This is a genomic window from Corallincola luteus, from assembly GCF_004336975.1.
Taxonomy (GTDB): Bacteria; Pseudomonadota; Gammaproteobacteria; order Enterobacterales; family Neiellaceae; genus Corallincola; species Corallincola holothuriorum.
The window spans coordinates 49,919-75,860 of record NZ_SJXE01000004.1; the positions used below are offsets into that span (position 1 = coordinate 49,919).

At 46.4% G+C, this 25,942-nt stretch carries 22 protein-coding genes and 4 tRNA genes; 15 read left to right on the plus strand and 11 right to left on the minus strand.

Features of this window, described 5'->3' with window-relative positions; genetic code table 11:
• Positions 1 to 89: 89 nt before the first annotated feature.
• The 6 genes from EZV61_RS09770 to EZV61_RS09795 all read right to left on the minus strand — a co-directional run bounded on the left by EZV61_RS09770 (position 90) and on the right by EZV61_RS09795 (position 2,401).
• Positions 90 to 839: a hypothetical protein gene (locus EZV61_RS09770; RefSeq protein ID WP_131415338.1), complete on the minus strand. Its 750-nt coding sequence runs from the start codon at positions 837 to 839 to the stop codon at positions 90 to 92.
• Between the two features lie 72 nt (positions 840 to 911).
• On the minus strand, positions 912 to 1,739 hold the full coding sequence (locus tag EZV61_RS09775; RefSeq protein WP_131415340.1) for a response regulator: 828 nt from the start codon (positions 1,737 to 1,739) through the stop codon (positions 912 to 914).
• A gap of 202 nt (positions 1,740 to 1,941) precedes the next feature.
• A tRNA-Met gene (locus tag EZV61_RS09780) sits at positions 1,942 to 2,018 on the minus strand.
• A 32-nt stretch (positions 2,019 to 2,050) separates the two neighbouring features.
• Positions 2,051 to 2,127 (minus strand) — tRNA-Met (locus tag EZV61_RS09785).
• A 60-nt stretch (positions 2,128 to 2,187) separates the two neighbouring features.
• Positions 2,188 to 2,264 (minus strand) — tRNA-Met (locus tag EZV61_RS09790).
• Positions 2,265 to 2,324: 60 nt separating this feature from the next.
• A tRNA-Met gene (locus EZV61_RS09795) sits at positions 2,325 to 2,401 on the minus strand.
• A gap of 140 nt (positions 2,402 to 2,541) precedes the next feature.
• On the opposite strand from EZV61_RS09795, the gene rlmKL reads away from it, so the two are divergent.
• The 5 genes from rlmKL (at position 2,542) to rmf (ending at position 8,740) form a co-directional block, all read left to right on the plus strand.
• Positions 2,542 to 4,641 carry a bifunctional 23S rRNA (guanine(2069)-N(7))-methyltransferase RlmK/23S rRNA (guanine(2445)-N(2))-methyltransferase RlmL gene (gene rlmKL, locus EZV61_RS09800; RefSeq protein WP_165569568.1) on the plus strand — a complete coding sequence of 700 codons (2,100 nt, stop codon included), beginning with the start codon at positions 2,542 to 2,544 and terminating at the stop codon, positions 4,639 to 4,641.
• Complete coding sequence (locus EZV61_RS09805; RefSeq protein WP_114336580.1) at positions 4,638 to 4,877, plus strand: glutaredoxin family protein; 240 nt, start codon at positions 4,638 to 4,640, stop codon at positions 4,875 to 4,877. Before rlmKL ends, EZV61_RS09805 begins: the two co-directional genes overlap by 4 nt.
• The gene (gene uup / locus EZV61_RS09810) at positions 4,874 to 6,760 is read left to right on the plus strand and encodes an ATP-binding cassette ATPase Uup (protein WP_131415344.1); all 1,887 of its coding nucleotides are present in this window, start codon (positions 4,874 to 4,876) and stop codon (positions 6,758 to 6,760) included. The genes EZV61_RS09805 and uup overlap by 4 nt, the downstream gene beginning before the upstream one ends.
• A 20-nt stretch (positions 6,761 to 6,780) precedes the next feature.
• A complete protein-coding gene (locus EZV61_RS09815; RefSeq protein ID WP_131415346.1) occupies positions 6,781 to 8,454 on the plus strand; it encodes a DUF3466 family protein in 1,674 nt (557 codons plus the stop codon).
• Positions 8,455 to 8,563: 109 nt separating this feature from the next.
• Positions 8,564 to 8,740, plus strand: a complete 177-nt coding sequence (gene rmf / locus EZV61_RS09820; protein WP_114336854.1) for a ribosome modulation factor — start codon at positions 8,564 to 8,566, stop codon at positions 8,738 to 8,740.
• Positions 8,741 to 8,824: 84 nt separating this feature from the next.
• Here the strand turns inward: rmf and fabA are convergent, their stop codons facing one another.
• From fabA to EZV61_RS09845, 5 genes are all read right to left on the minus strand, one after another.
• Entirely contained in the window at positions 8,825 to 9,334 is a 510-nt protein-coding gene (gene fabA, locus EZV61_RS09825) for a 3-hydroxyacyl-[acyl-carrier-protein] dehydratase FabA (protein WP_233496362.1), read from the minus strand.
• Positions 9,335 to 9,410: 76 nt separating this feature from the next.
• Positions 9,411 to 11,399 (minus strand): AAA family ATPase, encoded by a 1,989-nt coding sequence (locus EZV61_RS09830; protein WP_165569569.1) that lies wholly within the window; start codon positions 11,397 to 11,399, stop codon positions 9,411 to 9,413.
• 357 nt (positions 11,400 to 11,756) lie between these two features.
• Positions 11,757 to 15,551, minus strand: coding sequence for an NACHT domain-containing protein (locus EZV61_RS09835; RefSeq protein WP_131415350.1), 3,795 nt, complete (start codon positions 15,549 to 15,551; stop codon positions 11,757 to 11,759).
• A 231-nt stretch (positions 15,552 to 15,782) separates the two neighbouring features.
• A complete protein-coding gene (locus tag EZV61_RS09840) occupies positions 15,783 to 15,968 on the minus strand; it encodes a hypothetical protein (protein ID WP_131415352.1) in 186 nt (61 codons plus the stop codon).
• 140 nt (positions 15,969 to 16,108) lie between these two features.
• Entirely contained in the window at positions 16,109 to 16,555 is a 447-nt protein-coding gene (locus EZV61_RS09845; RefSeq protein WP_131415354.1) for a hypothetical protein, read from the minus strand.
• A 237-nt stretch (positions 16,556 to 16,792) separates the two neighbouring features.
• On the opposite strand from EZV61_RS09845, the gene ccoN reads away from it, so the two are divergent.
• From ccoN to uspE, 10 genes are all read left to right on the plus strand, one after another.
• On the plus strand, positions 16,793 to 18,232 hold the full coding sequence (gene ccoN / locus EZV61_RS09850) for a cytochrome-c oxidase, cbb3-type subunit I (RefSeq protein WP_130565616.1): 1,440 nt from the start codon (positions 16,793 to 16,795) through the stop codon (positions 18,230 to 18,232).
• Between the two features lie 15 nt (positions 18,233 to 18,247).
• Positions 18,248 to 18,859, plus strand: coding sequence for a cytochrome-c oxidase, cbb3-type subunit II (gene ccoO, locus EZV61_RS09855; RefSeq protein WP_114336587.1), 612 nt, complete (start codon positions 18,248 to 18,250; stop codon positions 18,857 to 18,859).
• A gap of 9 nt (positions 18,860 to 18,868) precedes the next feature.
• Positions 18,869 to 19,042 (plus strand): cbb3-type cytochrome oxidase subunit 3, encoded by a 174-nt coding sequence (locus EZV61_RS09860; RefSeq protein WP_114336588.1) that lies wholly within the window; start codon positions 18,869 to 18,871, stop codon positions 19,040 to 19,042.
• A gap of 3 nt (positions 19,043 to 19,045) precedes the next feature.
• Complete coding sequence (gene ccoP, locus EZV61_RS09865; RefSeq protein WP_131415356.1) at positions 19,046 to 19,999, plus strand: cytochrome-c oxidase, cbb3-type subunit III; 954 nt, start codon at positions 19,046 to 19,048, stop codon at positions 19,997 to 19,999.
• A 131-nt stretch (positions 20,000 to 20,130) separates the two neighbouring features.
• Positions 20,131 to 20,625, plus strand: a complete 495-nt coding sequence (locus tag EZV61_RS09870; protein ID WP_114336590.1) for a FixH family protein — start codon at positions 20,131 to 20,133, stop codon at positions 20,623 to 20,625.
• A gap of 47 nt (positions 20,626 to 20,672) precedes the next feature.
• Positions 20,673 to 23,081, plus strand: coding sequence for a heavy metal translocating P-type ATPase (locus tag EZV61_RS09875; RefSeq protein ID WP_205695365.1), 2,409 nt, complete (start codon positions 20,673 to 20,675; stop codon positions 23,079 to 23,081).
• Positions 23,078 to 23,272, plus strand: a complete 195-nt coding sequence (gene ccoS / locus EZV61_RS09880; protein ID WP_131415358.1) for a cbb3-type cytochrome oxidase assembly protein CcoS — start codon at positions 23,078 to 23,080, stop codon at positions 23,270 to 23,272. Before EZV61_RS09875 ends, ccoS begins: the two co-directional genes overlap by 4 nt.
• Complete coding sequence (locus EZV61_RS09885; protein ID WP_114336592.1) at positions 23,269 to 23,943, plus strand: sulfite exporter TauE/SafE family protein; 675 nt, start codon at positions 23,269 to 23,271, stop codon at positions 23,941 to 23,943. Before ccoS ends, EZV61_RS09885 begins: the two co-directional genes overlap by 4 nt.
• Positions 23,944 to 24,038: 95 nt before the next feature.
• Complete coding sequence (locus EZV61_RS09890) at positions 24,039 to 24,752, plus strand: FNR family transcription factor (RefSeq protein WP_233496388.1); 714 nt, start codon at positions 24,039 to 24,041, stop codon at positions 24,750 to 24,752.
• A 153-nt stretch (positions 24,753 to 24,905) separates the two neighbouring features.
• Positions 24,906 to 25,841 (plus strand): universal stress protein UspE, encoded by a 936-nt coding sequence (uspE, locus tag EZV61_RS09895; protein WP_114336594.1) that lies wholly within the window; start codon positions 24,906 to 24,908, stop codon positions 25,839 to 25,841.
• The last annotated feature ends 101 nt before the right edge of the window (positions 25,842 to 25,942 follow it).

Below are 25,942 nucleotides of genomic sequence, written 5' to 3' on the forward strand. Positions count from 1 at the left end.
ACGATCTGTTCCCTGATAACCGAATAACGCTCACTTCAATTTAATCCTTTAAGCTAAACAATACGTTATAAAAAAAATAGTTATATTAGTTAGTGCAACTTATTTATCCGTTCCCACATTTGACTTAACTCATTGAACACCTGCGCATCGCTGCCGGGCAGTTCTAAAAGCTTTAACCGCGAGATAGTAGATTCTGCGAGATCGAGCTGACTTTGATTGTGATGCTCACTGCGCCTGATTTTAATAAGCACCTTTAATAAGCTAATGGCTAACTTATAGTTTTTCGGTGATAACTGAAGTGCTTGCTCAAGGACATTGGCGGCGGGAGTCAGTTTGTTCTTTTTATAGAACTCCACGGCCATGGAATTAAGCCGCTTCGGCGTAAAGTGGATCTCTTCACGCTCATCGGTTTCCTGTTCAACATACTTTCCTACCACCTGGCTGGTCAGCGTGTCACCGCCTATCTGACGCTTTATCGCTTCAAGTAGCTTCATGGATTCTTCGCGCATGTTGAGTTCGTGGAAGACTTTTACTTTATCAAGATTATCTTCGATAGAGATGCTTGGACGCAAGGAAACGTGGTTTTCGACCATTTTTTTAGCTTTATCTTCTTCGTTGCGTGCATTGTGCAAGCGTGCCTTTGAGATCACTATCTGTTCTTTAAAGTAATGAGCATCTTCGTAATCTTGTTCAATTTGGTTTAGCTTCCGTTCTGTTTCTGCCAAGATCGTTGTCGCTCGGCTATCTGTCAATGAGTTAGCAAAATCGATCCCGGCACGTATCACGTTCAGCTGTAGCTCCGGTGAGTCATGTATTGAGTTGCGTGCATATTGCGCCATGTTTTTAGTCGCAATATATTGCCCTTCATGATCATGGGTTAAACGAGCTAAGTCCCATGACTTCTTATTGCGTTAAATATTTCGAGGGGCGAGGGCGGTTGCCTTTTTTATCTCGCTGTAGGCGCGTTCATAGTCTTCCGCTTCAATATAGTACTCAGCTAACATCTCATAAGTCGCAAAGCGCGTCTCCGGCTGGGTGGTTAGCTTCGCCAGTAACTCGTCAATTTCAGCTAACTTCTCCTGCTTTAGCAATGACTTAACAAAACCGATGTAGGTCCAGGGGTATTTATAGCTACAAAGAAGATCACGGTAGAATAGTTCGGCACTGCCGAATTCACGCAAATTCAACAGCGCTTCCGCTTTCATGCGCAGCAAATTGGCCTGATATTTTTTTAGTTCAGGAGAAAGAAGATGGCGTTCCGCATAATAGATGACCTTAGAGTAGTTACCACAATCTATAGCTTGATAGATATTGAATAGCTTCTGCTTGATCAGCAGTGTCGCCTCTAGTCGTGATTGCACTGCTTTTGCGGATAGAGGTTTTACCCAAAAATCATCTGGCTGAAGTTCAACAATGCTATTAACAAGCGCTTCACTGGTCTCAGAGCTAAGGAAGATAAGTACGGTTCGCTTATTGACGTACCCTTTAAACTTCAACTCTTCCAGCAGGTGGAAGCCATCTTTATCACTATTTACATTGAAAGCACAGACAACGACGTGAAAGTTATTTTCTTCACACAGACGCAGACCATGGAAGGCGTTCTGTGCACTTTTGATGTTCCTTATCCCCATTCCTTCGAATGCAGCTTTGAGCGTGTCATGAACGATAGGGTTGTCATCAATGATCAGGACATTTAGGCCTGGAAGGTTATCTAGCTCGCTATGGTCAACCGCATTCATTTATTAGCTACTTTAGAAGAGTTTTGTTAACAATATTAAAACAGAGTATACAAGTCAGCGGGAAAAGGTGGCAGCCCGATCGTTTATGTTTATGCGCAGGGACGCACATTTTGTTAACGCATAACTGCTATGGCAGGGAATAGCTAGTTTAAGGTAAGGGGAGAATACTCATTGCTGAGTTAAGGTGGATATTGCTGAAAATTGGTTGCGGGAGCCGGATTTGAACCGACGACCTTCGGGTTATGAGCCCGACGAGCTACCAGACTGCTCCATCCCGCGTCCGAGGAGGTGTATCACTGTAAGCAAGTAGTTGGTTGCGGGAGCCGGATTTGAACCGACGACCTTCGGGTTATGAGCCCGACGAGCTACCAGACTGCTCCATCCCGCGTCCGAAGACACTACTCTTTGCATATATTCGGCAACCAAATACCTGAATGATTCAGGAAATTGGTTGCGGGAGCCGGATTTGAACCGACGACCTTCGGGTTATGAGCCCGACGAGCTACCAGACTGCTCCATCCCGCGTCCGAAGACACTACTCTTTGCATATATTCGGCAACCAAATACCTGAATGATTCAGGAAATTGGTTGCGGGAGCCGGATTTGAACCGACGACCTTCGGGTTATGAGCCCGACGAGCTACCAGACTGCTCCATCCCGCGTCTGAGAGGGACGCATCATAGGGAAGTGATCTGTGAGATGCAAGCACTAGTTAATCGTTTGCTGCATCTTTAGCCAGACAAAGACATTCTATGTGGTTTTCTCTATAATGCGCTGTCCTTTTTCTCGCAGCCGAACATTTATGACCCTGCCATTTTTTATTACTGCCCCTTTAGGCACTGAAGACCTTGTAGCGCGCGAAGCCGAACAGTACGGTGCCGCCGAAGTAAAAGTTACGCGTGCTGGCGTTAGAGTCGAGGCGGAAACGGCATTCATTTATCGTTTTTGCCTTAATAGCCGAGTCGCTTCTCGTTTACTATTTCGATTAGGTGAATATGACGTTAATAGCGCTGATTCACTGCATGCGGCGGCAAAACAGATCGATTGGCAACAGCATATGCATGCAGATGCGACGATCGCAGTTCATTTCGATGGTACCAATGATTGGATGCGGAATACCCAATTTGGTGCGCAAACAGTTAAGGATGCGGTTGTTGACTATATGCGTGATGCAGGGTTGCCACGGCCTAATGTTGATAAAACCCATCCTGACCTGCGTATTCATGCTTATTTGCATCGTGATCGGATCAGTTTGGCGATCGATCTCTCCGGGCCACTGCATATGCGCGGCTATCGCGACAAAGCAGGTAAAGCACCGATGCGCGAAACACTTGCCGCAGCCATGTTGATGCGCGGTAATTGGCAAGCAAGTGATGAGCAGCCTTTAGTCGATCCCATGTGCGGTAGTGGCACTATTCTGATTGAAGCGGCCATGATGGCGGCGAATGTTGGCCCAGGTTTGCTACGAGATTTCTTCCCATTTCAACGCTGGCCATTGGCAAATCAAAATGAATGGAAGTCGGTACGAGATGAAGCAGAGATAAAGGCGAAAGAAGGGCGCGCAACAACTGGCAAACGCTTCTTTGGCTTAGATCTCGACCGCAGCGTACTCGGGCTGGCAAAAGATAATGCCCATGCAGCAGGTGTCGGTCACCTGATCAATTTCGCTTATGGTGACATAGCAGACTTGACCAATAAGTACGGCGCACAAGGGACGGTTATCTCTAATCCGCCATATGGCGAACGTCTTGGTACGTTGGCTGAAGTGCTTGCCTTGCATTATCAGTTCGGCACCCAGTTAAAGGCACACTTTGGTGACTGGCGTGCATTGATATATAACGTTGATGGCAGCTTATTGAACCAGTTGCGCATGCGGGCAGATAAAAGGCACACACTATACAACGGTCAACTGAAAGGCACGTTAGCCAGCTATCAGATCAGTAGCAGTGAGCCGAAACCTATCGCAGAAGACTTTATCAATCGTGTGAAAAAGAACATGAAGCGATTGAATAAGTGGATTAAACAGTCGGATACCGATTGCTACCGTGTCTATGACCGAGATTTACCCGAATATAACCTGGCTATCGATTTCTACGGTGATTGGGTGATTGTTCAGGAGTTCGCGGCACCAAAAACGATAGATGAAAAGAAAGCCCAAAACCGGCTAAATGATGCGCTAGTCGCACTAGCAGACCTACCGCAAGTGGACAGTCGCCAGATCGCACTGAAAACCCGAATGCGGCAACGGGGCGCACAGCAATATGAGCGCCAGCAACAAGCTAACGTCTGGTTTAAAGTTAACGAGGGACAGTGCCGCTTCTGGATCAACCCGCTTGATTATCTAGACACTGGTCTATTCCTTGATCATCGCACCGTGCGCATGGAACTTGGTGCCATGGCCGAGGGCCAACGGGTACTGAATCTTTTTTGTTACACCGGCACTGCGACCTGCCATGCAGCCAAAGGCGGCGCAACTTCGTCAGTCAGCGTAGACATGTCCCGCACCTATTTGGACTGGGCAGCTCGAAACTTTGAACTCAACGGCATGGATCCAAAACAGCACCAGCTAATTAAGGCTGACTGCATGAAGTGGTTAGTTTCAACTTCTGACCGTTTTGATCTGATTTTTATAGATCCGCCAAGCTTTTCCAATTCGAAGAAGATGGAAGGGCATTTTGATGTGCAACGTGACCATGTGGAATTGCTAGCTTACGCAAGAGAATTGTTAACCCCTGGAGGGGTGATCGTATTTTCTAACAACCTTCGCGGCTTTAAGCTAGATAGCGAAAAACTGGCAAAATACGACTTGTCTATACAAGACGTGACAGAGGCCAGCCTGCCAGAAGATTTTAAACGAAATCAACGAATTCACCACTGTTTCCTATTGGAGTGTGAGCGTTGATTGAGGCAATCCTCTATAGCACTGATGGTTGTCACCTTTGTCAGGAGGCGCAGCAGTTATTAGCACCTTTGGTTGATAATGGCATGCAGCTGAGAGTCGTTGACATAATGGATAATGATGACGACTTGCAGCGTTTCCGCATTCGTATTCCAGTATTGGCACTAAACCATTCTATTGAACTTGATTGGCCGTTTGATATTCAGCGTGTCCAGCATTCTATTGAGAGTATTTCATGACCCTGCTTGTTTTAGAGGACGCTTGCCTGGCATACGGCCAGGTACCTTTGTTAGAAAACGCAAACTTTACCATTGAAGCTGGCGAGCGAGTTTGTTTGGTTGGCCGCAATGGCGCTGGAAAATCCAGCTTAATGAAAGTGATTTGTGGTGATGTCCAGCTGGATGATGGCCGACTGCAATTGCGAAGCGATGTGCGCATGGCACGCTTAGATCAAGACCCGCCGGCGAAAGCTGATGTTACCGTCTTCGACTACATCGCTGGCGGACTAGGAGACACTGGTAATCATCTGCGTGATTTTCAGGCATTGAGCCTGTCGATGGATGCTGATGATGCGGCCGCCATGTCGAAACTTGCTGATTTGCAAAGTAAACTCGATGCAGTTGATGGTTGGAGCTTTCAAAGCCAGATTGAAACAATTGCGAAGCGACTTGAATTGGATATTAACGCTGATCTGGCCAGCCTCAGTGGTGGTTGGTTGCGGCGAGTCGCGCTTGCTCGCGCATTGGTCACGCAACCCGATCTGTTGCTACTTGATGAGCCAACTAACCATCTGGATATCGACGCAGTACTCTGGCTAGAGCAATTTATCACCCAGTTTAAGGGTGCGATCATCTTTATTAGTCACGACCGAACATTTATCCGTAAGCTGGCAACTCGTATCGTTGATCTTGACCGAGGCGTGCTAACGAGCTGGCCGGGAAATTATGACAAGTATCTGGAAGGTAAGGCGACCTGGCTGGAGACTGAAGCGAAACATCAAGCTGAGTTTGATAAACGGTTAGCAGAAGAAGAGAAGTGGATCCGCCAAGGGATCAAAGCGCGACGCACTAGAAATGAAGGAAGGGTGAGGGCGCTCAAAGCGATGCGGCAGGAGCGTAGCGAACGTATCGAACGCCAGGGTCGCGCAGCGATGCAGATTAATGAAGGTGAGAAGTCGGGTAAATTGGTCTTCGAGCTTAAAGAGGTCGCATTGTCCCGTGGGGATAAGTTGCTGTTTGATGGTATGACGACACAAATCATGCGCGGTGATCGTATCGCACTGGTTGGCCCCAATGGTTGCGGTAAATCGAGCTTAATTAAGATGCTTCTTGGCGAAATCTCCGCCACTCAAGGTGCATTCCGTTGTGGCACGAAACTGCAAACTGCCTACTTCGACCAATACCGTGATCAGTTAGACCCGGATAAAACTGTAGTCGATACGGTCGCTGACGGTCGCCAAGAGTTCGAGTACCAAGGGCGTATGCGTCACGTGCTTGGCTATCTTCAGGACTTTTTGTTTGCACCGAAACGGGCGTTACAACCCGTTAGAGCTCTATCCGGCGGCGAAAAAAACCGACTGCTGTTAGCAAAGCTTTTCCTAAAGCCTTCTAATTTGTTAATTCTTGATGAACCTACAAATGATCTGGATGTCGAAACGCTGGAGTTGCTAGAAGAGTTGGTTGCTCAGTATCCCGGTACGGTTTTATTGGTAAGTCATGACCGTGCTTTTATCGATAATGTGGCAACAAGTTGCTGGCGCTTTGAAGGTACCGCAGGCCTTAATATTCATGTCGGCGGGTATTCAGAGCTGCCGATGTTGGAAAATGGCCTAAAACGTGAAGCAAGCGCCGAAACGAAACCAAAACCAACGGTTAAGGCTTCTGCACCAAAAACCAAAAAGTTATCATACAAGCTGCAGCTTGAGCTGGACGGATTGCCGCAACGCATTGAGGTCTTAGAGCAACAAGTAGCCGAATTACAAACACAGATCAGTGAGACCGAATTTTTTTCCCAACCTGTCGCTAAAACGCAGCCGGTTCTTGATTCACTCAATGCAGTGGAGAAAGAGCTTGAAAGTGCTTTCGAACGATGGGAAGAGCTTGATTCACAAGCCAACGGTTAGCTGAAATTTAGGGTAGACCAATGCGTATAAAACAATTATCAACCGCTTCTTTTCTTCTCAGTTTTATTCCTCTGAGCGCAACAGCGGTTACCTACACAGTCGAAGACCTTGGCACTGTGGACAATGTAAAAAGCAGTTACGCAATGAAGAGTAATGCTGCAGGCGACGTTGCCGCAACCGCAAAGGATCGATTCGAGCCCAACCTCGGCACAGATCCGGAGGATGGTGATGATGAACTTGACGATGATATAGACGACAACATTAACGACGACATCAACGACGAAATCGAAGATAACGAAGACGATGAGGACGAAGACTCTGACTATTTAGAGCCTCCTCAAGGTAATGAAGTTGCATTTGCCACAGATGGTAATGTCACACAGCGATTGGTTATTTTTGACGTCATAGAAGAGGAGACCGGCGAGCTTTCGGGTAGCACCAATGATATCGCTTTTGCTATTAACGATGCGCAAATGCTCGTCGGCATGGGTACCGCTCCTTATTATGCCATTCCTTACACAGAGGAAGACGGCGATGAGCTCACCTACTTTGCTCGTGACTTCCAGGCTCGCGGTTATGTCTATGTCACCGATGAAGCCCTGCCTCTGTTGGCACCAAATATAGAATATGGTGGTGTCAGTGTAGCTTCAGATATCAATAACAGTAACTTAGTTGTCGGTTATGCGAGCATAGATCTGACAGAATCGAGCCGTGAATACGCGGAAGATAGCTGCCCCGATCAGGATGTTCCCTTAGCAGTATGTACTCGAGCGCTAAACTATCAGCTACGCGCTTATCAATGGCAGTTAGATGATCAGGGAAGCGTTTTATCAGCAAAAGAATTGGGCATGCTCGCCACGCCAGATGAAGATGACGACCGACAGTTTATCAGTCAAGCGCTAGCGGTAAATGAACAGGCAGTCTCAGTAGGGATGAGTTATGCATTTGAGGACGGTGACGACGATTTAATTCGTACATATGCAGCAATTTATCAAAATGACCAAGTGATCGATATTACTGATCCAGATGAATATCGTGCCAGTATCGCTTACGACATCAGTGATGAGAATGCGCAAGGTGTCAGCTATGTTGTCGGTGATGTGACGCGCCTTATTAATGGTTATTGGCGAAGTAAATTTTTCTACTATGAGTTGGGTAAAGAGGGAGCCGAATTGCTCTCTGCCTATGGTGATGAGTCGCCTGTTACCGATTTTTACAACGGTTCATCCAGTACCGCGCGTAGTGTCAATAGCAGCGGTTATGTAGTTGGTTTCGGTGAATACGAAAGGGTTAACCCGCAAATTCCGCGGCGCAAACACGCTTTTGTTTATGACATTAATACCAACACCTTTAGTGATCTTAACGCCTTATTACCTTGTGACTCTAATTATGAGATCGTCGAAGCTAACCATATCGATGAAGAAAACAACATCATGGCAGTTGCTCTAATCACTGTGCCTGCGGTTGATGACGAAGGAGAGCCAATTATTGGTGATGATGGCGAACAAGAAACTGAGGAAGTTGCGAGGGCTGTTCGGCTGACCGTTGACCTTGATGGTATTCCAGAGATTTGCCCTGACGAAGAAGAAGAGACATTTTCACGTTCCGGTGCGGCAAATAGTTTTATTAGCTTCTTTGGCTTGCTAAGCGCCGCAATCCTGCGTAGACGCTGGCTTATTCGAAAAGTTGATTAACTAATAGCCAATATGACTTTGTGTCATCATGTTGTCTGACTGAGTATATAAGTGTAGGCGCGCTGTCACCGGCGCGCTTTCTTCTGAAAAACGAGGATGACACTGTATGATGAAACGGCAAAAAAGAGATCGTATGGAGCGTGCACACGCTCGTGGTTATCAAGCTGGCGTAATAGGTCGTTCAAGAGAAGACTGTCCGTACCAAAGTATTGAGCCTCGCTCTCAATGGATGGGGGGATGGAGAGAAGCGGTAGAAAACAGAACCGCAGGTATTACCCCTAAGTGACAAGTATGTTCTATCGATAAGCCCACATCACAGTGGAATCAAAAAAGCCCCTCGGAAGGGGCTTTTTTTCGCCTGTATCAGCGATTAGAAAGTCGTTGTATCAGTGAAAAGACCCACTTTAAGATCTGTCGCTTCATAGATCTTCTTACCATCAACTTCAACGATACCGTCACCGATACCCATTACGAGTTTACGGCGGATAACACGCTTCAAGTCGATTTTATAGGTGACTTTCTTTGCTGTTGGCAACACTTGGCCGGTGAACTTTACCTCGCCCACACCAAGTGCGCGACCACGGCCTGGGCTGCCGCCCCAACCGAGGAAGAAACCAACCAGCTGCCACATCGCATCAAGGCCCAAACATCCGGGCATCACAGGATCACCAATGAAATGGCAATCAAAGAACCACAGGTCTGGAGTTACATCTAGCTCGGCGATCAATTGACCCTTACCAAATGCGCCACCGTCGGCGTTTATCTCGATGATGCGATCCATCATGAGCATATTAGGCACTGGCAATTGAGCATTGCCCGGCCCGAATAACTCACCACGACCACAGGCTAATAGTTCTTCTTTGCTGTAACTTGATTGCATGATTTCTTCCATTACCATTTTAGGCGGCTAGATTAGCGAACAGGTGTACGCTGAACAACTCCGATCAGCGGAAATATTACTTCCATGGGTTTAACATAGACCAAATCGATGGTTTTTCGTGGCTATGAATACTGTCAACTCGCCGTTGAATACGACCGAATACCGATTCATCGCCATAGTCACCGAATTCATCTAGTTCACCGGCAGGCCTTGCCATCGTTAACGCGATCGCTTCTTCCACTGTATCAACGGGATATAGTTTCAACTTATCATTGGTGATCGCTTCAATTGTTTCTTCTGACAAGTTTAATTCGTTAGCATTCGCTTTCGGTAGGATCACACAGACATTTTGCTCTGGTGCCATACGTTTTGCCACATGCCAAAAACCTTCAATTTTTTCGTTTATACCGCCGACCGCCATGACCTGACCGAACTGATCGATCGCACCTGTCACCGCAAAACTTTGGTCGATCGGCAGGTGGCTGAACGAAGAGAGCAGGGCGAGTAACTCTGCTAGCCCTGCGCTGTCACCGTCTACGTGATAATAGCTCTGCTCAAACACTAAACTGCAGGACAAGGGTAAAGGTGTATCCCTTGAAAACAAGCTATGCACAACAGCACTTAAAATCATGGTGCTTTTAGCGTGAATATTACCTGCCATGTCAGCCTTACGCTCGATATCGATGACGTCACCATCGCCGATATGAACGGAGGCCGTGATTCGAGCTGGCTCTCCAAACTGTTCACCTGCGGCATCAATCACGGTCAAACCATTAATTTGGCCTATCTGTTTACCGGTCAGTTGCAATTTCACCTGACCGGACTCAATGCCATACATATGTTCATCAGCAACAAGGCTCAGCCGTTTCTTAGAGGCAGCGATCGCTTTTTCTATGTGCTTCTTATCCAGCTGCAATGATTTCTCGGCATGACAGTAATGACAGGCTTGTGCCATCAAATTACCCAGCTCTCTGCTGGTGAGTAACAGCCGTTTGTTATCTTCACATTGTCGAGATGACCAAAGTAACACTGAATCCAGCGCCGAGTCGGACAGCGGCAGTAAACCTCGGGCTTTGGCTAACTGTTTGATATACAGCCGATATTTTAGGTGGTCAGCGGGGCTGACTACTTGAAAAACACTTCTTATATCGCAGATGAGTGAGAAAAATTCTGTGAATTCAGGGTCTTGAAGTTCTAATTCTGCTAAACATTGACGATCACCAATAAGGATCAAGCGAATATCTAACGGCACGGGTTCAGGGTTAAATGCTGTGGCAACGTGTTGACCTTCAAGTGGCAACCAATCGAGCATTCCCGTCAAAATAACCGCTTTTAGGCGTCCCCAGATATCAGGACGCTCAATGAGATGTTCAGCTTTTATAACCAAAACACCACCATTGGCCAGGTGCAATAGCCCTGGTTGCAATAGTTGCTGATTGGTAATGACAGTGCCGGCTTGTGTTTCGTAGCGGATCTCACCAAACAGGCGGCGCTCATCCAAGCGATAGCAATGTATTAAAGGAAACTCATTGACTTGGCTATGACTCACTAATACCGCAGGGCTCATATCCACATCAGTATCAGCCAAGGCCAATTCAGCGAGATAACCCCTTAAATTTTCAGTATCACCGTAGGTTGCAAGAATCGACTCAAACGATGGGCCTTGAGCATCTGATTGCAACGCTTGATAGTACTGATTAATCTCTTGGCAAAAAACTTCTGCAGATGCAGGAGGTAGCGAAAGTAAACGTGGGCAATAAGGATTGTTTGCTCTTGGTACGTAAACCCAGTCTCGGCTAGCCAATTGGTGCTCTGCAGATAAGCCTTGTGACAAAAGATCAGCGATTAAAGACTCATCATCAAAGCCGCCACGGGAATTAAAGAAGATGTGCTGGCCGCGGCACGCGTCGGAGAAGGCGATGGAAATAGTTTCGACGGCTGCTGTCTGACCTAGCGACAAGTCGACGTGGCAGGCTGAAGTATCGCGGGTGTCAGTCGCTAAGGGCTGCTTTAAAAATTCTGGGCCGATGGCAGAGGCTGGCAGTGGGTTTGGCGTTTTAAGCAAAGGGATCCTCAATAGCTAGTGATATCAAACGTCTAATGAGTGAAGTATACGATACAGTGGTGAACGAAACATCCTATTTGCATGTAGCGCTAATGTGAAGTGCGCATAATGTATATTATGTTAAATCTACTGTAGTTAGGGTCTAACCTTTATTACCTTTGCTAATTGGATATCCTCACTCAGAATCAGAATGGTTTCGCCGTTCTTAGTTAGAACTAAACTAGGCTCTTTCAGGGTTCCTAGCTGACTGCTAAGGCATGCACTTCTTTCTTAATGAATCTAAGCACAGTCTCGGTTAACTCATTTCTGTATTGGATCTAAGTCCAATCAATGACCAAGTTGGTAACCAATGACCTCCTACTTACTGCTTATCAGTTTTTGTATTCTTTCCAACACGGTTGCAGACTTGGTGATGCGTTCATCACTCTCGTAGGAATCCTTAAGCGCGTTAAGAAACCCCGATATTTGGGTGATGGAGTTTTCGGGCTGTTCTAGCGTGTCCAAAAATGCCAACCACTTGTCGGTTGTTTCCCCCATGTCCTGCACAAGGTACATGGCTGCAAAATACTCCGCCATCGGATCAAGGACGAACAACACTGCATCTTTAGCAGGTTTGATTGTTTGAATGACCTTAAGCCGGTTTTCCATATAATTGACGTTTGCTTCTGTATCTTCGCCAAAGTGGTTTTGCAAAACCGATAGCAATGCCTGGCCGGGAATATATGTCTTACTTACACAGAGCCATGCTGTTAGTTTAACCATGGCATGCACTTCTCTGTCGCTACGTACGTCTTCGGTGATTGCTCTGTTTAATTCGTTAATGTAACTCAACATCATCTCAGGTACGGAATTAGGCAGTCCGTCCAGGCTTAATTTTCGCTTGGATACAATCATCTCTTCAGCGTAGAGCTTTGCAAATAGTGCGGTGATATCACGATCGCGCACCATGTCAGCGAGATGTGAACAACCTTTAAAGAATTCCGCGTCAGTGAACAATTCTCGCTTACCGCGAGAACTAAGGTAGGTCTCCATAAATGATGACAGCCGATTACCTGCAATTCGGATCGGATGTAAGTTTTGAGTGCTGAACCCTTCCATCTCTGTCGCTGTACGAGAAGTTACGATAAGTGCTCGTGCAGGAAACGTTAAAAGCTCTCGTTTGCTTTTTAGCCGAATTTCTTCCGACATTTCAGATAAATGGTCAACAATCACCAGTAGTCGCTTTTTCTTGAGTAAGCTATTGAGTAAATGGTTAGGTGGCGGATCCGCTAAATCACAAATATTTTGAAGTTGTTGTGATACCGCGTTCTTAAGCATCTGATCCTGTTCAGGAATGAATGCCGACTCATGCTCCAACAAAATAGGGATCATTGGATAGCTAGTCGGTCTGTTCTCTGGTTCGTCAGCGCACACGATGGAAGCAAGTTTACAAGCGAGGCTTGTTTTACCAGAACCACCCTCCCCCCATATCAGGATCATGCTGAGTTGCCTCTGAAACAAGGCAGTTAACGTCGAGCCTTCAAGCTTTCTTATGCCCTTGTTGGCTAATTCAACGGGTAAGTTAACATGCACGGCGCGTTGGCTCACGGTGGGCTTCTGGGAGAAATTACTACGTGCTATATCTAGGTGACTAGCCACCCATGCATCTAGTACTCGATTAGAGTTCTCAAAGATACCAACAAGTAAAAGATGTCTTAGCGGTATTGATATTCCTCCTAACTGTTCCGGAAATCTAACATCTAATCGCCTGATAGAATGGTTGATTTTATATAAATATGTTGGATTGTATAAATAAAATATCAGAAGAGTGAGTAATAATATTGAGTAAGTAAAAATTGGGATATAAATATGCGGGTTTTCAATGAAGTAATTATAAGCCTTCAAATAGCCTTGGCGTTCTTCTATCTCTTTGAGTACATTTAGTCGTTCCATTAACTCTTTTGCGTGGTTTTCAGCTCCTGCTTGCGAGGATAATTTTTCATATATAATCTTCAAACTATCCAAATTTTGTGTTGTTTGTGTCTTCACCATGTCATCCGCGATACTTGTAACAATAGAATATTCAGTTCTAAATAACATTTCATCTTCACTGAAACCTCTTGACGCAATTATACGAAAGAAATCGATTGCTTCGATTCCTGATCGATAAAGAACCGATAACGCAAAATCTCTACCGGCACCCTCATCTTCAGCTAGTGCTAACAATGCACCGACAACATTTGGTTCGCCTTTTAATTTTCTTGCTACTAAAGCAAGCGAGCCCCTGTATACAGGCGCTAGATTGGTAATCAATTCGACTATGTAGGGAGTGAATTCACTTAATTGACTGACATCGATTTCGCGCGAATCGGTCAAACGGTTAATTGTGCTTAGCGCAACATGTTTAGCGTGGGCATTTGATGAGTTAAGTGCTGTCTCTATATATTCCATTGCTGCGAGTTTATAAGCATAAATCGCTTTTGAGATAACTTGAACGGTTTCTTTGTCGCTTACGGCAAGATGGTCCATCAGCAATGGTAAGATGATCTCATGATCAACCGGGTTGATGCCAATCAGAACAATGATCGCTGATGCTTCTTTTTGTGCTAAGTCACCGGCTAACCTTCGAGCAAGCTTAGTAGTAATGATATCTAACTGTCGTGGGAGTTCACTCTTAATTCGAATTAAAAAATCGGCCGGTTTTGTTTGTCTAAATCTTGCTAACACTCTATTTATGGATTTAAGTGCATGCACTCGCTTGTCAAGGTTGTCATCTGAAGTTAGATCAAATAGGTGTTCAATAACACGACCTATCATTTCTAGCTTTTCCACAGAGTATATTTTTGATGAGTCGTGCAGTTTCGACTGTTCATCTATAATTGATAAGCTTATTTCCACCAACGCATTAATCAATTCTTCAGCATGGTTATATTGATCGTGCTTTGTTAGCTGGATAAGTTTAGGTGTTATTTGGTACGCATATATCCCCATTGATGATATAGCTTTAACAGAACTGAGGTATAGCTCTTCATTTACAGGTGCATCTAAGTTGTCCCCTAGTATTGAAAGGTAATGCTCTGCCTCTTTCTGTGGTAGTTCAAACGTATTTCTATTAAATATGTAATCTATAGAGGTGACTACAAAATGCTTAAGATCTGTGTCATTTCTATTGTATAACTTTATAATCGCTGGCAGCGCATTTGGGCCGAGCCTTGGTAATGCAGATTTGGCAGCTTGTTGTACGTTAACCGCAGGATCATCCAGGAGTAATGCTACGTTAGGTATGAGCTGGCTCGCTCTTTCGCCCATTAACTCAACGCCCTTCAACGCATATAGCTTTAGGCCTATTTCATTCCTGTTTAAGCCTAGTCTAAAAGCATTCAATACTGTTGATTCTTCATTTTTATTGGTACGAAATGCACTATAAGAATCAACCACATTTATCAGAAACATTACGGCAATATTGAAAGCTCTTACACCTGCAGGATCTGTTCGGGTACCCCACGCTATTACATGGGGCAAGATTGCGTAAGATATCAAATCTTGCTCCATTGCTAGGAGGGCCCTTGTGCGCATTATTCCGTCATCTTGGAGCATGACCTTGCCAAGCTCTGAATATAGCGGAGCTGATAATTCCCGCATTTTTTCAACAACATCAAGCGCAGAGTAGAAGTGCGGTGAGCCGGTGTTTGATAGTACTGAAAGCAACGCATCATTAACGGTTTTGATGTAAGCCACTCTTTGTTCTGGATTGAGCGGACAGTTATTTTGGTTATGACATTTTTTTTGTAACTGTTCGGCTATCCCTACTAAGGCGCTATAAGCTCTGTTTCGTATAGACCTATCATGATCACTCCACGCTGCTACCAATTCGTCAGCATACGGTGCGCCTTCAATCCCCTTGTTTGTTATCAAATCTAAGCTGTTTTTACGTACAGTTGCGCTTTCACTGCGAAGGCCTGAGGCTAAATCGTCATTGGCGTGTTGTGATGAAGTGTTGGCATTCGCGGACAAGGATATAAAACTTGATAGAAGTAAGGTGGCGATTAGACAAATGTGGGGCTGAGGTCGTGAGTAGCGTTTAAGGGCGTCACGCACACCTACAGTCGTGCGAATAGATTGCGGACTTGCTTGCCGGGGCTGAGGTCTCATAAACGTCTTTAGTGGCGACATCGCCTTTCCGTTAACTTGACGTCCTATCAATCTCCGCGTTTTTTACCAATTAAACTCGAAAGCGCTGTACCAACTCATCGCGTTATTTGAACAAGTTTGATGCCTGCAATAAGCAGAACGGGTGAAGATGCGATTAACCGCTATCTCTCTTTGTTTTAGTGAGTCATTAAAGTGTAGCGCATGCGGGTCAGCACGGCTCAACACCCTGTTTCCCCGTACACTTTGTGCGTACTAGCCATCAGGATCGTTTTTTGTCATCAATATGAGGGTGAGAAATACCTTTGAGGGGATAAGTAAAAGCAGTCCGCCACCTATCAATAGGGCGGTCCATCTTAACCCTTGAACGCCGTTTGCGGCGACATCGGTCAGTAGGAATAATGCAACGCCTAGCGCCACCATCAAAACACCGCATGCCATAACGAAATACATAACATTTGTTAAGTTCTGAAGTTTCACATCGATCTACTGGTAGTGGTGAAAACTACATCCATTATTAACGCAACGAAAGAGGTACTGATCTGCGTTAGAGCAAACATTGCCTCATCTACAGCATAGATCTACTTTGGAGCGTCAAATTGAAAAGTGAACTCGATCTCTTTACCTTGCGGCGAACGTGCCGTAATCGTTAATCGCCAGCGCATGTCATCTCGGGTGCAGGTGGCGAGGTACATTTCGCCACTATATAAACTTGATTTCCCAGCCTCCAGAATCACGGGAATATACCCCATGTACATATTGTCGCCGGTTAACTTTGCGCTGATCATCTGAACCGTTGGATCTGACAAACGCACGTTTGTCAGTAAAGGGATCTCATTGGCGTACTCTTCCTGCTCGAGCCAAAACTCAGCTTTTACGCCTGCGACTGTTATGTTGCATTTAGCTAGCTGTGGGCGACAATCATTACCATCCGTTAGTTTTGATGCATCGTGCTTCCCACAAGCCGGCAAAAAAAAAGCGATAAAAACTACCAACAAAAATGGTGAAAGCTTGTGGAATGTATTCATTAGCATGCGCTTTCTCTCACTACGAAAATCTTTAATTAGAAGCCCATTTGTTGTGTGGGGTCATCGCTATCTTTTTACAAATGAGTGACGTAGAATGCCGACCGGTTTAACGTTAGGTTAAAAACCACTGATATTTTGTGATTTTAACTGGCGCTTTTACTGAAACACCATAACAATTTAACGATTCGACCTCTTAAGTCGAACAACGTAGCAAAAAGCAGCAGCGGAAGCCCGAATATGAGCCAAGCAACCACCTCTCACGCTGATTATAACTACACCGTAGTACGCCAATTCACAGTGATGACCATCATCTGGGGAATTGTCGGCATGGCGGTCGGCGTTCTAATCGCGGCCCAGTTAATCTGGCCAGCATTAAATTTTGAAACTCCTTGGCTGACCTACAGCCGATTAAGACCTCTTCATACCAATGCAGTTATCTTTGCATTTGGTACCTGTGCATTAATGGCGACATCTTTATATGTCGTCCAGCGCACTTGTCAGACAAAACTCTTTGGTGGCTCGTTAGCTAGCATTGTGTTCTGGGGGTGGCAGCTCGTTATTGTCTCCGCGGCAATCACTTTGCCGATGGGGCTGACTACTTCAAAAGAGTATGCAGAACTTGAGTGGCCAATCGATATCTTAATTGCTGTCGTCTGGGTCATCTACGCTGTGGTGTTCTTTGGTACGCTCGCTATTCGTAAAACGTCACATATCTATGTGGCAAACTGGTTCTTTGGCGCTTTCATTATCACCGTTGCCATACTGCACATTGTTAACAGCATGGCGATGCCTGTGTCACTGTGGAAGTCATACTCAATATACGCTGGCGCTGTCGACGCGATGGTTCAGTGGTGGTATGGACATAACGCGGTAGGTTTTCTGCTGACCGCAGGTTTCTTGGGAATGATGTATTACTTCGTACCTAAGCAAGCTGGACGTCCGGTCTACTCATATCGCTTATCAATTGTTCACTTTTGGGCATTGATCAGTCTTTACATCTGGGCAGGCCCACATCACCTTCATTACACCGCCCTGCCCGATTGGACACAGTCTGTTGGCATGGTAATGTCAATTATTCTATTCGCCCCGTCTTGGGGGGGAATGATCAACGGTATCATGACTCTGTCAGGCGCTTGGCACAAGCTGCGTACCGATCCCGTGTTACGTTTCCTTATTGTTTCTCTTTCTTTCTATGGCATGTCGACCTTTGAAGGTCCAATGATGTCAATTAAGACGGTAAATGCACTCTCCCATTACACCGACTGGACCATTGGTCATGTTCACTCCGGTGCGTTAGGTTGGGTTGCAATGGTGTCTATTGGCTCTGTTTACCACTTGATCCCAGCTCTGTTTAACCAAGGCCGCATGTACAGCACTAAGTTAGTGAATGTACATTTCTGGTTAGCAACAATCGGTGTGGTGTTGTACATCGTAGCTATGTGGATCAGCGGTATCATGCAGGGGATGATGTGGCGCGCGGTTAACACCGACGGCACCCTCACCTACAGCTTCGTGCAAGCACTAGAAGCATCGTATCCGTTCTACTTCGTACGTTTTGTTGGCGGAGTGTTCTTCCTGGCAGGTATGTTCGTGATGGCATATAACGCCTTCAAGACCATAGCAGCGCCCGACGGCTCACTTGAAGAAGTGGTCGACGGCGAAGTTCAGCCAGCATAAGGGAGCGCGAAACAGATGAAATTTTCACACGAACTTATAGAAAAGAATGTTGGCATGTTGGCGATATTTATCGTCATCGCCATTAGCTTTGGCGGTTTGGTTGAAATCACACCGCTCATCTTCCAAAAGGAAACAACGCAACCAGTTGATGGCTTGCGTCCATATACCGCGTTAGAGATGGAAGGCCGCGATATATATATCCGTGAAGGTTGTAACGGCTGCCATAGTCAAATGATCCGTCCATTCCGCGCTGAAACTGAACGCTATGGTCACTACTCTGTGGCCGGAGAGTCGGTTTGGGAGCATCCATTCCTTTGGGGCTCTAAGCGTACCGGGCCAGATTTGGCTCGAGTTGGTGGGCGTTATAGTGATGAGTGGCATCGTTTGCACCTGATCGATCCTCGCGCAGTGATCCCTGAATCGAATATGCCGGGCTTTCCTTGGTTAGCTGAAAATGCTGTCTCTAGCGAACTTACGCTGAAGAAAATGCAGGTTTTCCGCGATAATTTTGGTGTGCCATATGGCGATGACGCGGCACTCGAAGCTGACGTCGCTACGCTTGAAGGCAAAACCGAAATTGATGCATTGGTGGCCTATCTTCAATCACTCGGTAAAGCACTCAAATAAGGTGCGATGATGGATTACGGAACATTTAGAGGTGTTATCACTGTCATCATCCTGGTGGTTTTTATTGGGATTGTTGTCTGGGCGTACAGTAAGCGTAGGAAGTCAGCGTTCGATGAAGCCGCGAACATGATTTTTGACGACAAAGATGCCCAACAGGAAAAAGACAACAAGCAGGAGTCTTAAAGAATGAGTACCTTCTGGAGTTTATGGATTATCGTCCTCACCTTTGCATGCTTGATACTTTGTGCGGGCATTCTTTGGTGGTGTTTAAAAGACAAAATGGGTGTTGAAGAGGGCCAGAGTATGGGCCATAGCTTCGACGGCATTGAAGAGTTGAATAACCCGCTGCCGAGATGGTGGAGCATCATGTTTATCGTGACCTTCATCTTTGGTTTGGGCTATTTGGCACTGTATCCTGGGTTAGGTAACTTTGGCGGATTGCTGGGGTGGAAAAGCTCTAACCAAGGCATCTTATCGCTAGAGCAATCACGCGCTGAAGCAGCTAAAGGCGAAGGTATTGTTCAATACGATCGTGAAGTTGCGATGAAGGATGCGCGCTTTGCTGAGGTATTGAAACCTTTCGTTGAGAAGCCTATCGCTGAGTTAGCTTATGATCCGGAAGGATTGCGTATCGGGCAACGTTTGTTCCTGCAAAACTGCGCGCAATGCCATGGTTCTGATGCCCGTGGTGGTACTGGATTCCCTAACCTGACCGATGGCGCTTGGTTGTATGGAGGTGAGCCTGAAACAATCCGTCAGACGTTACTGCACGGTCGTCAAGGTGCAATGCCGGGCTGGAGCTCAATGGGCGAGCAAGCGATCGAAGAACTTGCTTCTTATGTTTTGAGCTTGTCTGGCCGTAAGGTAAACGATAAGGAAGCGCAAGCTGGTAAGTTGAAGTTCGCAGTTTGCGCAGCCTGCCACGGTGCCGATGGTAAAGGTAATAAAGCACTTGGTGCGCCGAATTTAACCGACAACATCTGGTTATATGGTGGTTCACGTAGCGCGGTATTAGAAACGCTGCGTAACGGGCGTAACGGTGTGATGCCTGCTTGGAAAGATATTCTAGGTGAAGACAAGGTTCATATTATCTCAGCCTACGTCTACCGTTTATCCAACCCCGAGAAGCCAGCTGAATAAGCCTGCTCTCAGGAATAAAGGCCGCTTACTTTAAGCGGCTTTTTTATTTCTTCTGTTAAAGACGCTCTGCACTAGTGTCAGGTTCAAGCTAGCGCAGTATAATAGCGCCGCCCTATTACATTGGAATCGTTATGCAAACTCCCTGGTATAAGCAGTTTTGGCCCTGGTTTCTGATCGCACTGCCAAGCGCGGCAGTTATTGCTAGTTTTAGCACGCTATATATTGCCGCAAACAATGCGCCCAACATGGTAATCGACGATTACTATAAAGAAGGAAAGGCAATTAACCTTGAGTTAGCGCGAGAAAAACACGCTGCCGAACTAGGTATCGCGCTCAAAGTTTTGATTGCGCAATCCGAGTCCGGTGACGTTGAATTGCGTGTAAGCCACCAAGGTACTGTTCCGGCCACGCTTGGCGCCTTACGCATTCACCTGTATCACCCAACCATCAGTGACCGCGATATCCATCAACTGTTAACCGCTGATGCCAATGGTGATTATCGCACCTCCATCGATGGCTCTTTTGATGGTAAGTGGCGATTATCTATTGAATCTCTAACCGATGATTGGCGTCTGCAGAAAACCTTCACCTACCCCAACGAAACACAGATTGCGCTGATCCCATAGCGTTCGTGTTGTGCACAATAGAAGGCCTGCAGTTTTAGGAGCGATACTTGACTGACTGTTTTCACTGCGGTGACCCCATACCTGCGGGCCCTCTCCGAGTTGTAACGATTGGCGGCAACGAACAGCCGATGTGCTGTCCCGGTTGCCAAGCGGTTGCGCAAAGCATTGTCGATGCCGGGCTCTCAAGTTTTTATGACTACCGCACAACAGACTCAGACAAAACAGATGTACCGAATACGGAGCAACTCAACGAATTGCTCGCCTATGATCTTCAGGAAGTACAGCAAGAGTTCGTTGCCACCAACAGCGAAAATCACAATGAAACCATACTGACCATTGATGGTATTCGCTGCGCGGCCTGCGCCTGGTTAATAGAGCACCATGTTGGGCAACTTGCCGGTGTCTACAAGGTCAGCGTAAACACAACAACCCACAGGGTCGTCATCGCTTGGGAGCAGTCAGAGATAAAGCTGTCTGAGATCCTCGCTCAGTTACGCTCCATTGGCTATCGTGCAACGCCTTTTCAGCCCGGCGTTGAAGAGGCTGAGTTTCGCAAGCAGTATCAACGTTATTTGATACGTTTAGGGATCGCCGGGCTTGCGACTATGCAAGTGATGATGTTTGCAATTGGGCTCTATTTTGGCGTGTTCAGTGACTTAGAGGATCAGTTCAGGGATCTTTTGCGTTGGACAAGTTTGATTATGGCCACACCCGTCATACTCTACTCCGCTCTACCCTTTTATCGCAATGCACTCCAAGGACTAAAAGCTTTGCAGTTAAACATGGATCTTCCTGTTTCAATTGCCTTGCTTCTAGCCTATTCAAGTAGTGCCTATGCCACCGTTTTAAGCACTGGCGAAGTCTATTTCGAATCGGTTTCTATGTTCGCCTTTTTCCTATTGTTAGGACGATTTCTGGAGATGAAAGCGCGGCGGCGCGCCAGCGAAACAGGTTCGAATCTGCTTAAGTTGTTGCCAGCTAAGGCCAATAAGCAAAACCAGTTCGGGGAGTATGAACTGGTCGCAGCGTCAATACTGACGGAAGGTGATCTCATTCGTATCGTCCCCGGGGAAACTATTCCCGCGGACGCCATTATTAGTACCGGTGAAAGCCGTTTTGATGAATCGATGCTCACAGGTGAGAGTTATCCTGTGCAAAAAAGTGTCGGTGAAACTATTTATGCCGGCAGCGTTAACCGCGATCAGATAGTTACTGGTCAGGTGCTACGCAGCCGCAATAATAGCGTGTTGAGCGATGTTGTACGGCTACAAGCCTCGGCCTTGCAAGATAAACCTAAAATAGCCCACATTGCAGATGCGATCGCTAAATGGTTTGTGCCGGGCTTACTCATTATTTCGATTGCTACGTATATTGCTTGGTTACAGATTGATGCCACTGAAGCCTTTTGGATCACTCTATCTGTACTCGTGGCGACGTGTCCTTGCGCCTTAAGCTTGGCGACGCCAACTGCAATTACCTGCGCCTATGCCAATCTGAGTCGACTAGGTTTGTTGGTTAGGCGTGGTAACGTGCTTGAAGCCTTATCTAAGGTAACCGAAGTAATTTTTGATAAGACAGGCACCTTAACCGAAGGTGACCTTGTCGTTTCAACGTTTGCGGTTGCGACCGGTCACTCAGAGAATGAGGTTTTAAGTCAGGCCGCAGCGCTTGAGCTAGGGCAACAGCATCCGGTAGCTGTTGCTATTATGGCTAAGGCACGTCATCTATCGCTGCCCTTACCCCAAGTCCATGATATTCAGGTATACCATGGTGATGGTGTTACAGGCTCCATCGAACAAAGGAAAATCTGGTTAGGGCGCCCTGGTTGGTTGCAAGAAAATGGTATTTCAATCCCTACCCCATGGCTAGATGCCAGCGCTGTGATCTGCTTTTCCGAACACCCTGTTGGCGCCTTTTATGTTGACGATAATTTGCGACAAGATACCAGCAGCGCATTGCAAGCGCTGCAGTCGCGAAAGATCCAAACCACTATTTTAACGGGTGATGACTCCAACCGATTGAAAAAGTCATTCTTGGCCTTGTCTCTTAAACGTTATCTGTCTGGCCAACGTCCTGCCGATAAGTTGGCATATATTCGCCAGAAGCAAAATGATGGCGAATATACTTTGGCCGTTGGCGACGGTGTTAATGACGCACCACTGCTGGCTGCGGCCCATTGCTCAGTAGCCATGGGCGGCGGTACGGATTTGGCTAAGGTCAGCGCAGATGCGATCCTTCCCAGTAACAGGTTAACGGTTTTGATTGATGCATTGGATCTGTCAAAACGTGCGATGCGTATTACCAAGCAAAACTTGGCATGGGCATTGGCCTACAATTTATGCATTATTCCGCTGGCTGTTAGCGGATATATCGCGCCTTATTTCGCAGCACTCGGTATGAGCTTAAGCAGTCTACTCGTCGTCTCCAACTCACTAAGGTTACTGAATCGAAAATGAGCATACTTTATGTATTGATCCCTATCGCGATTATATTTGTCTTTGTCGCCATTGGCGTTTTCGTTTGGGCTGTGCGTAGTGAACAGTTTGAGGATTTGGAGCGCCATGGGAGTGACATTCTGTTTGATGAGAAGCAAAACACCCCTGTGAAAGGAACAACCAAAGCACAGTCAGGCAAGTCCGCCAAATGATTGAAAATCAAGTCGTCGCGGCTTTTATGGTTGGCGTGCTAGGTAGTGGCCACTGTGCGGGTATGTGCGGTGGCCTGGCATCTGCAATTCTCACTGGCACAAATCGCCATGCATTCCTGCGTTCACTGTTTTTATCACTCGGTCGTGTTAGTAGTTATGCTATTGCAGGTGCACTTATTGCCTCTGCGTCTACCTCTTTAACCTCATTGTCGGCGCTTAAGTCTATTGTCACAGCATTTCAGTTGCTGGCAGGCTTGATGATTGTATTGGCTGGACTCTATATTTCGGGCTGGTACTTAGGCTTAGCCAAATTTGAATTGGTCGGCCAGGGTTTGTGGCGTAAGCTGCAGCCGATTTCAGTTAAGTTTCTACCTATCACCTCGCTGAAATCAGCAGCCTGTTACGGCTTCCTATGGGGCTGGCTGCCATGTGGTCTGGTTTACTCGACACTGACTTGGACGTTAAGCGCTGATAGCCCATGGCATGGGGCTGCAATAATGTTGGCGTTTGGCATCGGTACAATGCCAACAATGATAGGTATTGGTACGTTTAGTGAGCAGGTTAAAAGAGTGCTAAAGAACAAACAGTTACGTAACTTGTTTGGGATCATGGTTATTAGTTTAGGATTGTTGACACTATATAGTGCGCTAGAACGTACCAGTTGGTTCTAAACAAGGTAAATAGTGTGTATCATTACGTATCTGTGCAATATTTAGGTAACGTAATGGGATACGATAAAGCCAGTGGAGCCGCAGGCTCTAGAGTTATGAACGGCGCCTGTGCAATTCATTGTCAAAACTGCAGTATCAGCCAACTCTGCATTCCTTTTACACTTAACGATAGTGAACTCGATAAGTTAGACGAGATCATTGAGCGGAAAAAGCCGATCCATAAAGGTGATGAGCTTTTTCAAGCCGGCGACGAGCTCAAGGCGCTTTACGCCATCCGCTCTGGCACTGTTAAGAGTTATACCATCACTGAGCAAGGTGAAGAGCAAATTACCGCCTTCCATTTGGCTGGTGATATTGTCGGCTTTGATGCCATTAACACCGGTCAACATCAGAGCTTTGCTCAAGCATTAGAAACTGCGATGGTGTGCGAGATCCCCTACGACACATTAGACGACCTGTCTGGTGCCATGCCCAAACTTCGTCATCAGGTAATGCGCTTGATGAGTAACGAAATTGTTGGCGACCAAGAGATGATTGTCTTACTTAGTAAGAAGAGTGCTGAAGAGCGGTTGGCCGCTTTCATTTACAGCTTGTCTCGTCGTTTTGGTGAACGTGGATTCTCCTCAAAAGAGTTCCGCCTTAGCATGACTCGCGGCGATATAGGGAACTATCTAGGACTGACGGTAGAGACTATTTCCCGACTTCTCGGACGTTTCCAGAAAAGCGAAATGATAGAAGTTAAGGGCAAATACATCACTATTTTAGATGATGACCAATTGACCGAGCTAGCCGGCGCAAGCGGCGAGTAACATCTCTCATCTGTTTTTGCGCTGGATTGGTTAATGGTTGATCCAGCGCAACCTCCTTCCCTACCGTTTTTGATTTAAAAAGCCTACATTTAACTACGAGCCCAGTAGTCTATCCTTAGCACAAACCCCCTTTATTTTGGGCTTGGAGGATGTATGGCAAACTTCAATTCTCTACTTGTCGTTGTTGACCCTACGCGTAGTGAGCAAGGGGCACTTAGTCGGGCTGTTGAACTGGCCGAAAAGACCGGTGCGCAGATCAAAGTCTTCTTGGCAATTTATGACTTTTCCTATGAGATGACTACCATGCTTTCCGGCGAAGAGCGTGAAGCTATGCGCCGTGGTGTGATCAGCCAGCGTGAAGAATGGTTAACTGAAGTTATTGATGGCTATGCTGATCGCGAGCTGCCTATTCAGGTAAAAGTCGTGTGGCACAATCGTCCTTTTGAAGCAATCATTCAGGAAGTGCTCCGTGATGGCCATGATCTGATTGTCAAAGCCACTCATGAACATGACAAACTTAAGTCTGTTATTTTCACACCAACTGATTGGCACTTAATGCGCAAGTCACCCGTACCTGTGCTGCTGGTAAAACAACATGCCTGGCCTGCTAAAGGTAACATTCTTGCTGCGGTGAATTCCGGCAGTGAAGAAGAGGCGCACATCTCGTTGAACACGCAGATCGTCACTGCGGCCAATGATATGGCAACGCTATTGGATGCGGATGTTCATTTGGTTAATACCTACCCGGGTACGCCAGTGAATATCGCTATTGAGATCCCAGAATTTGATCCTAAATCTTATAACGAGGCAGTTTGCGATCACCATGTGAAAGAGTTACACAAACAAGCTGAACATGGCGGTATAGATGTGTGCAACTGCCACGTAAAAGAAGGCCTGCCGGAAGATATTATTCCCCGTTTAGCTGACGATCTTGATGCTGAGCTGGTGATTTTGGGTTCTATCGGTAGAACAGGTTTGTCAGCGGCTCTGATTGGGAATACCGCTGAGCACATAATCGACAGTTTGAACTGTGATGTATTAGCACTTAAACCGGCGGGGTTTGTCTCTCCGGTTGAACTTGATGATTAAGGTAAAAAAATAATAACAATAGCCTGGGGGGCTTGAAGCCCCGCTGTCCAGAGAACAGTCGGTGTAGCTATGAGTTAAAGGGCTGCACCTTAAAAGGGATA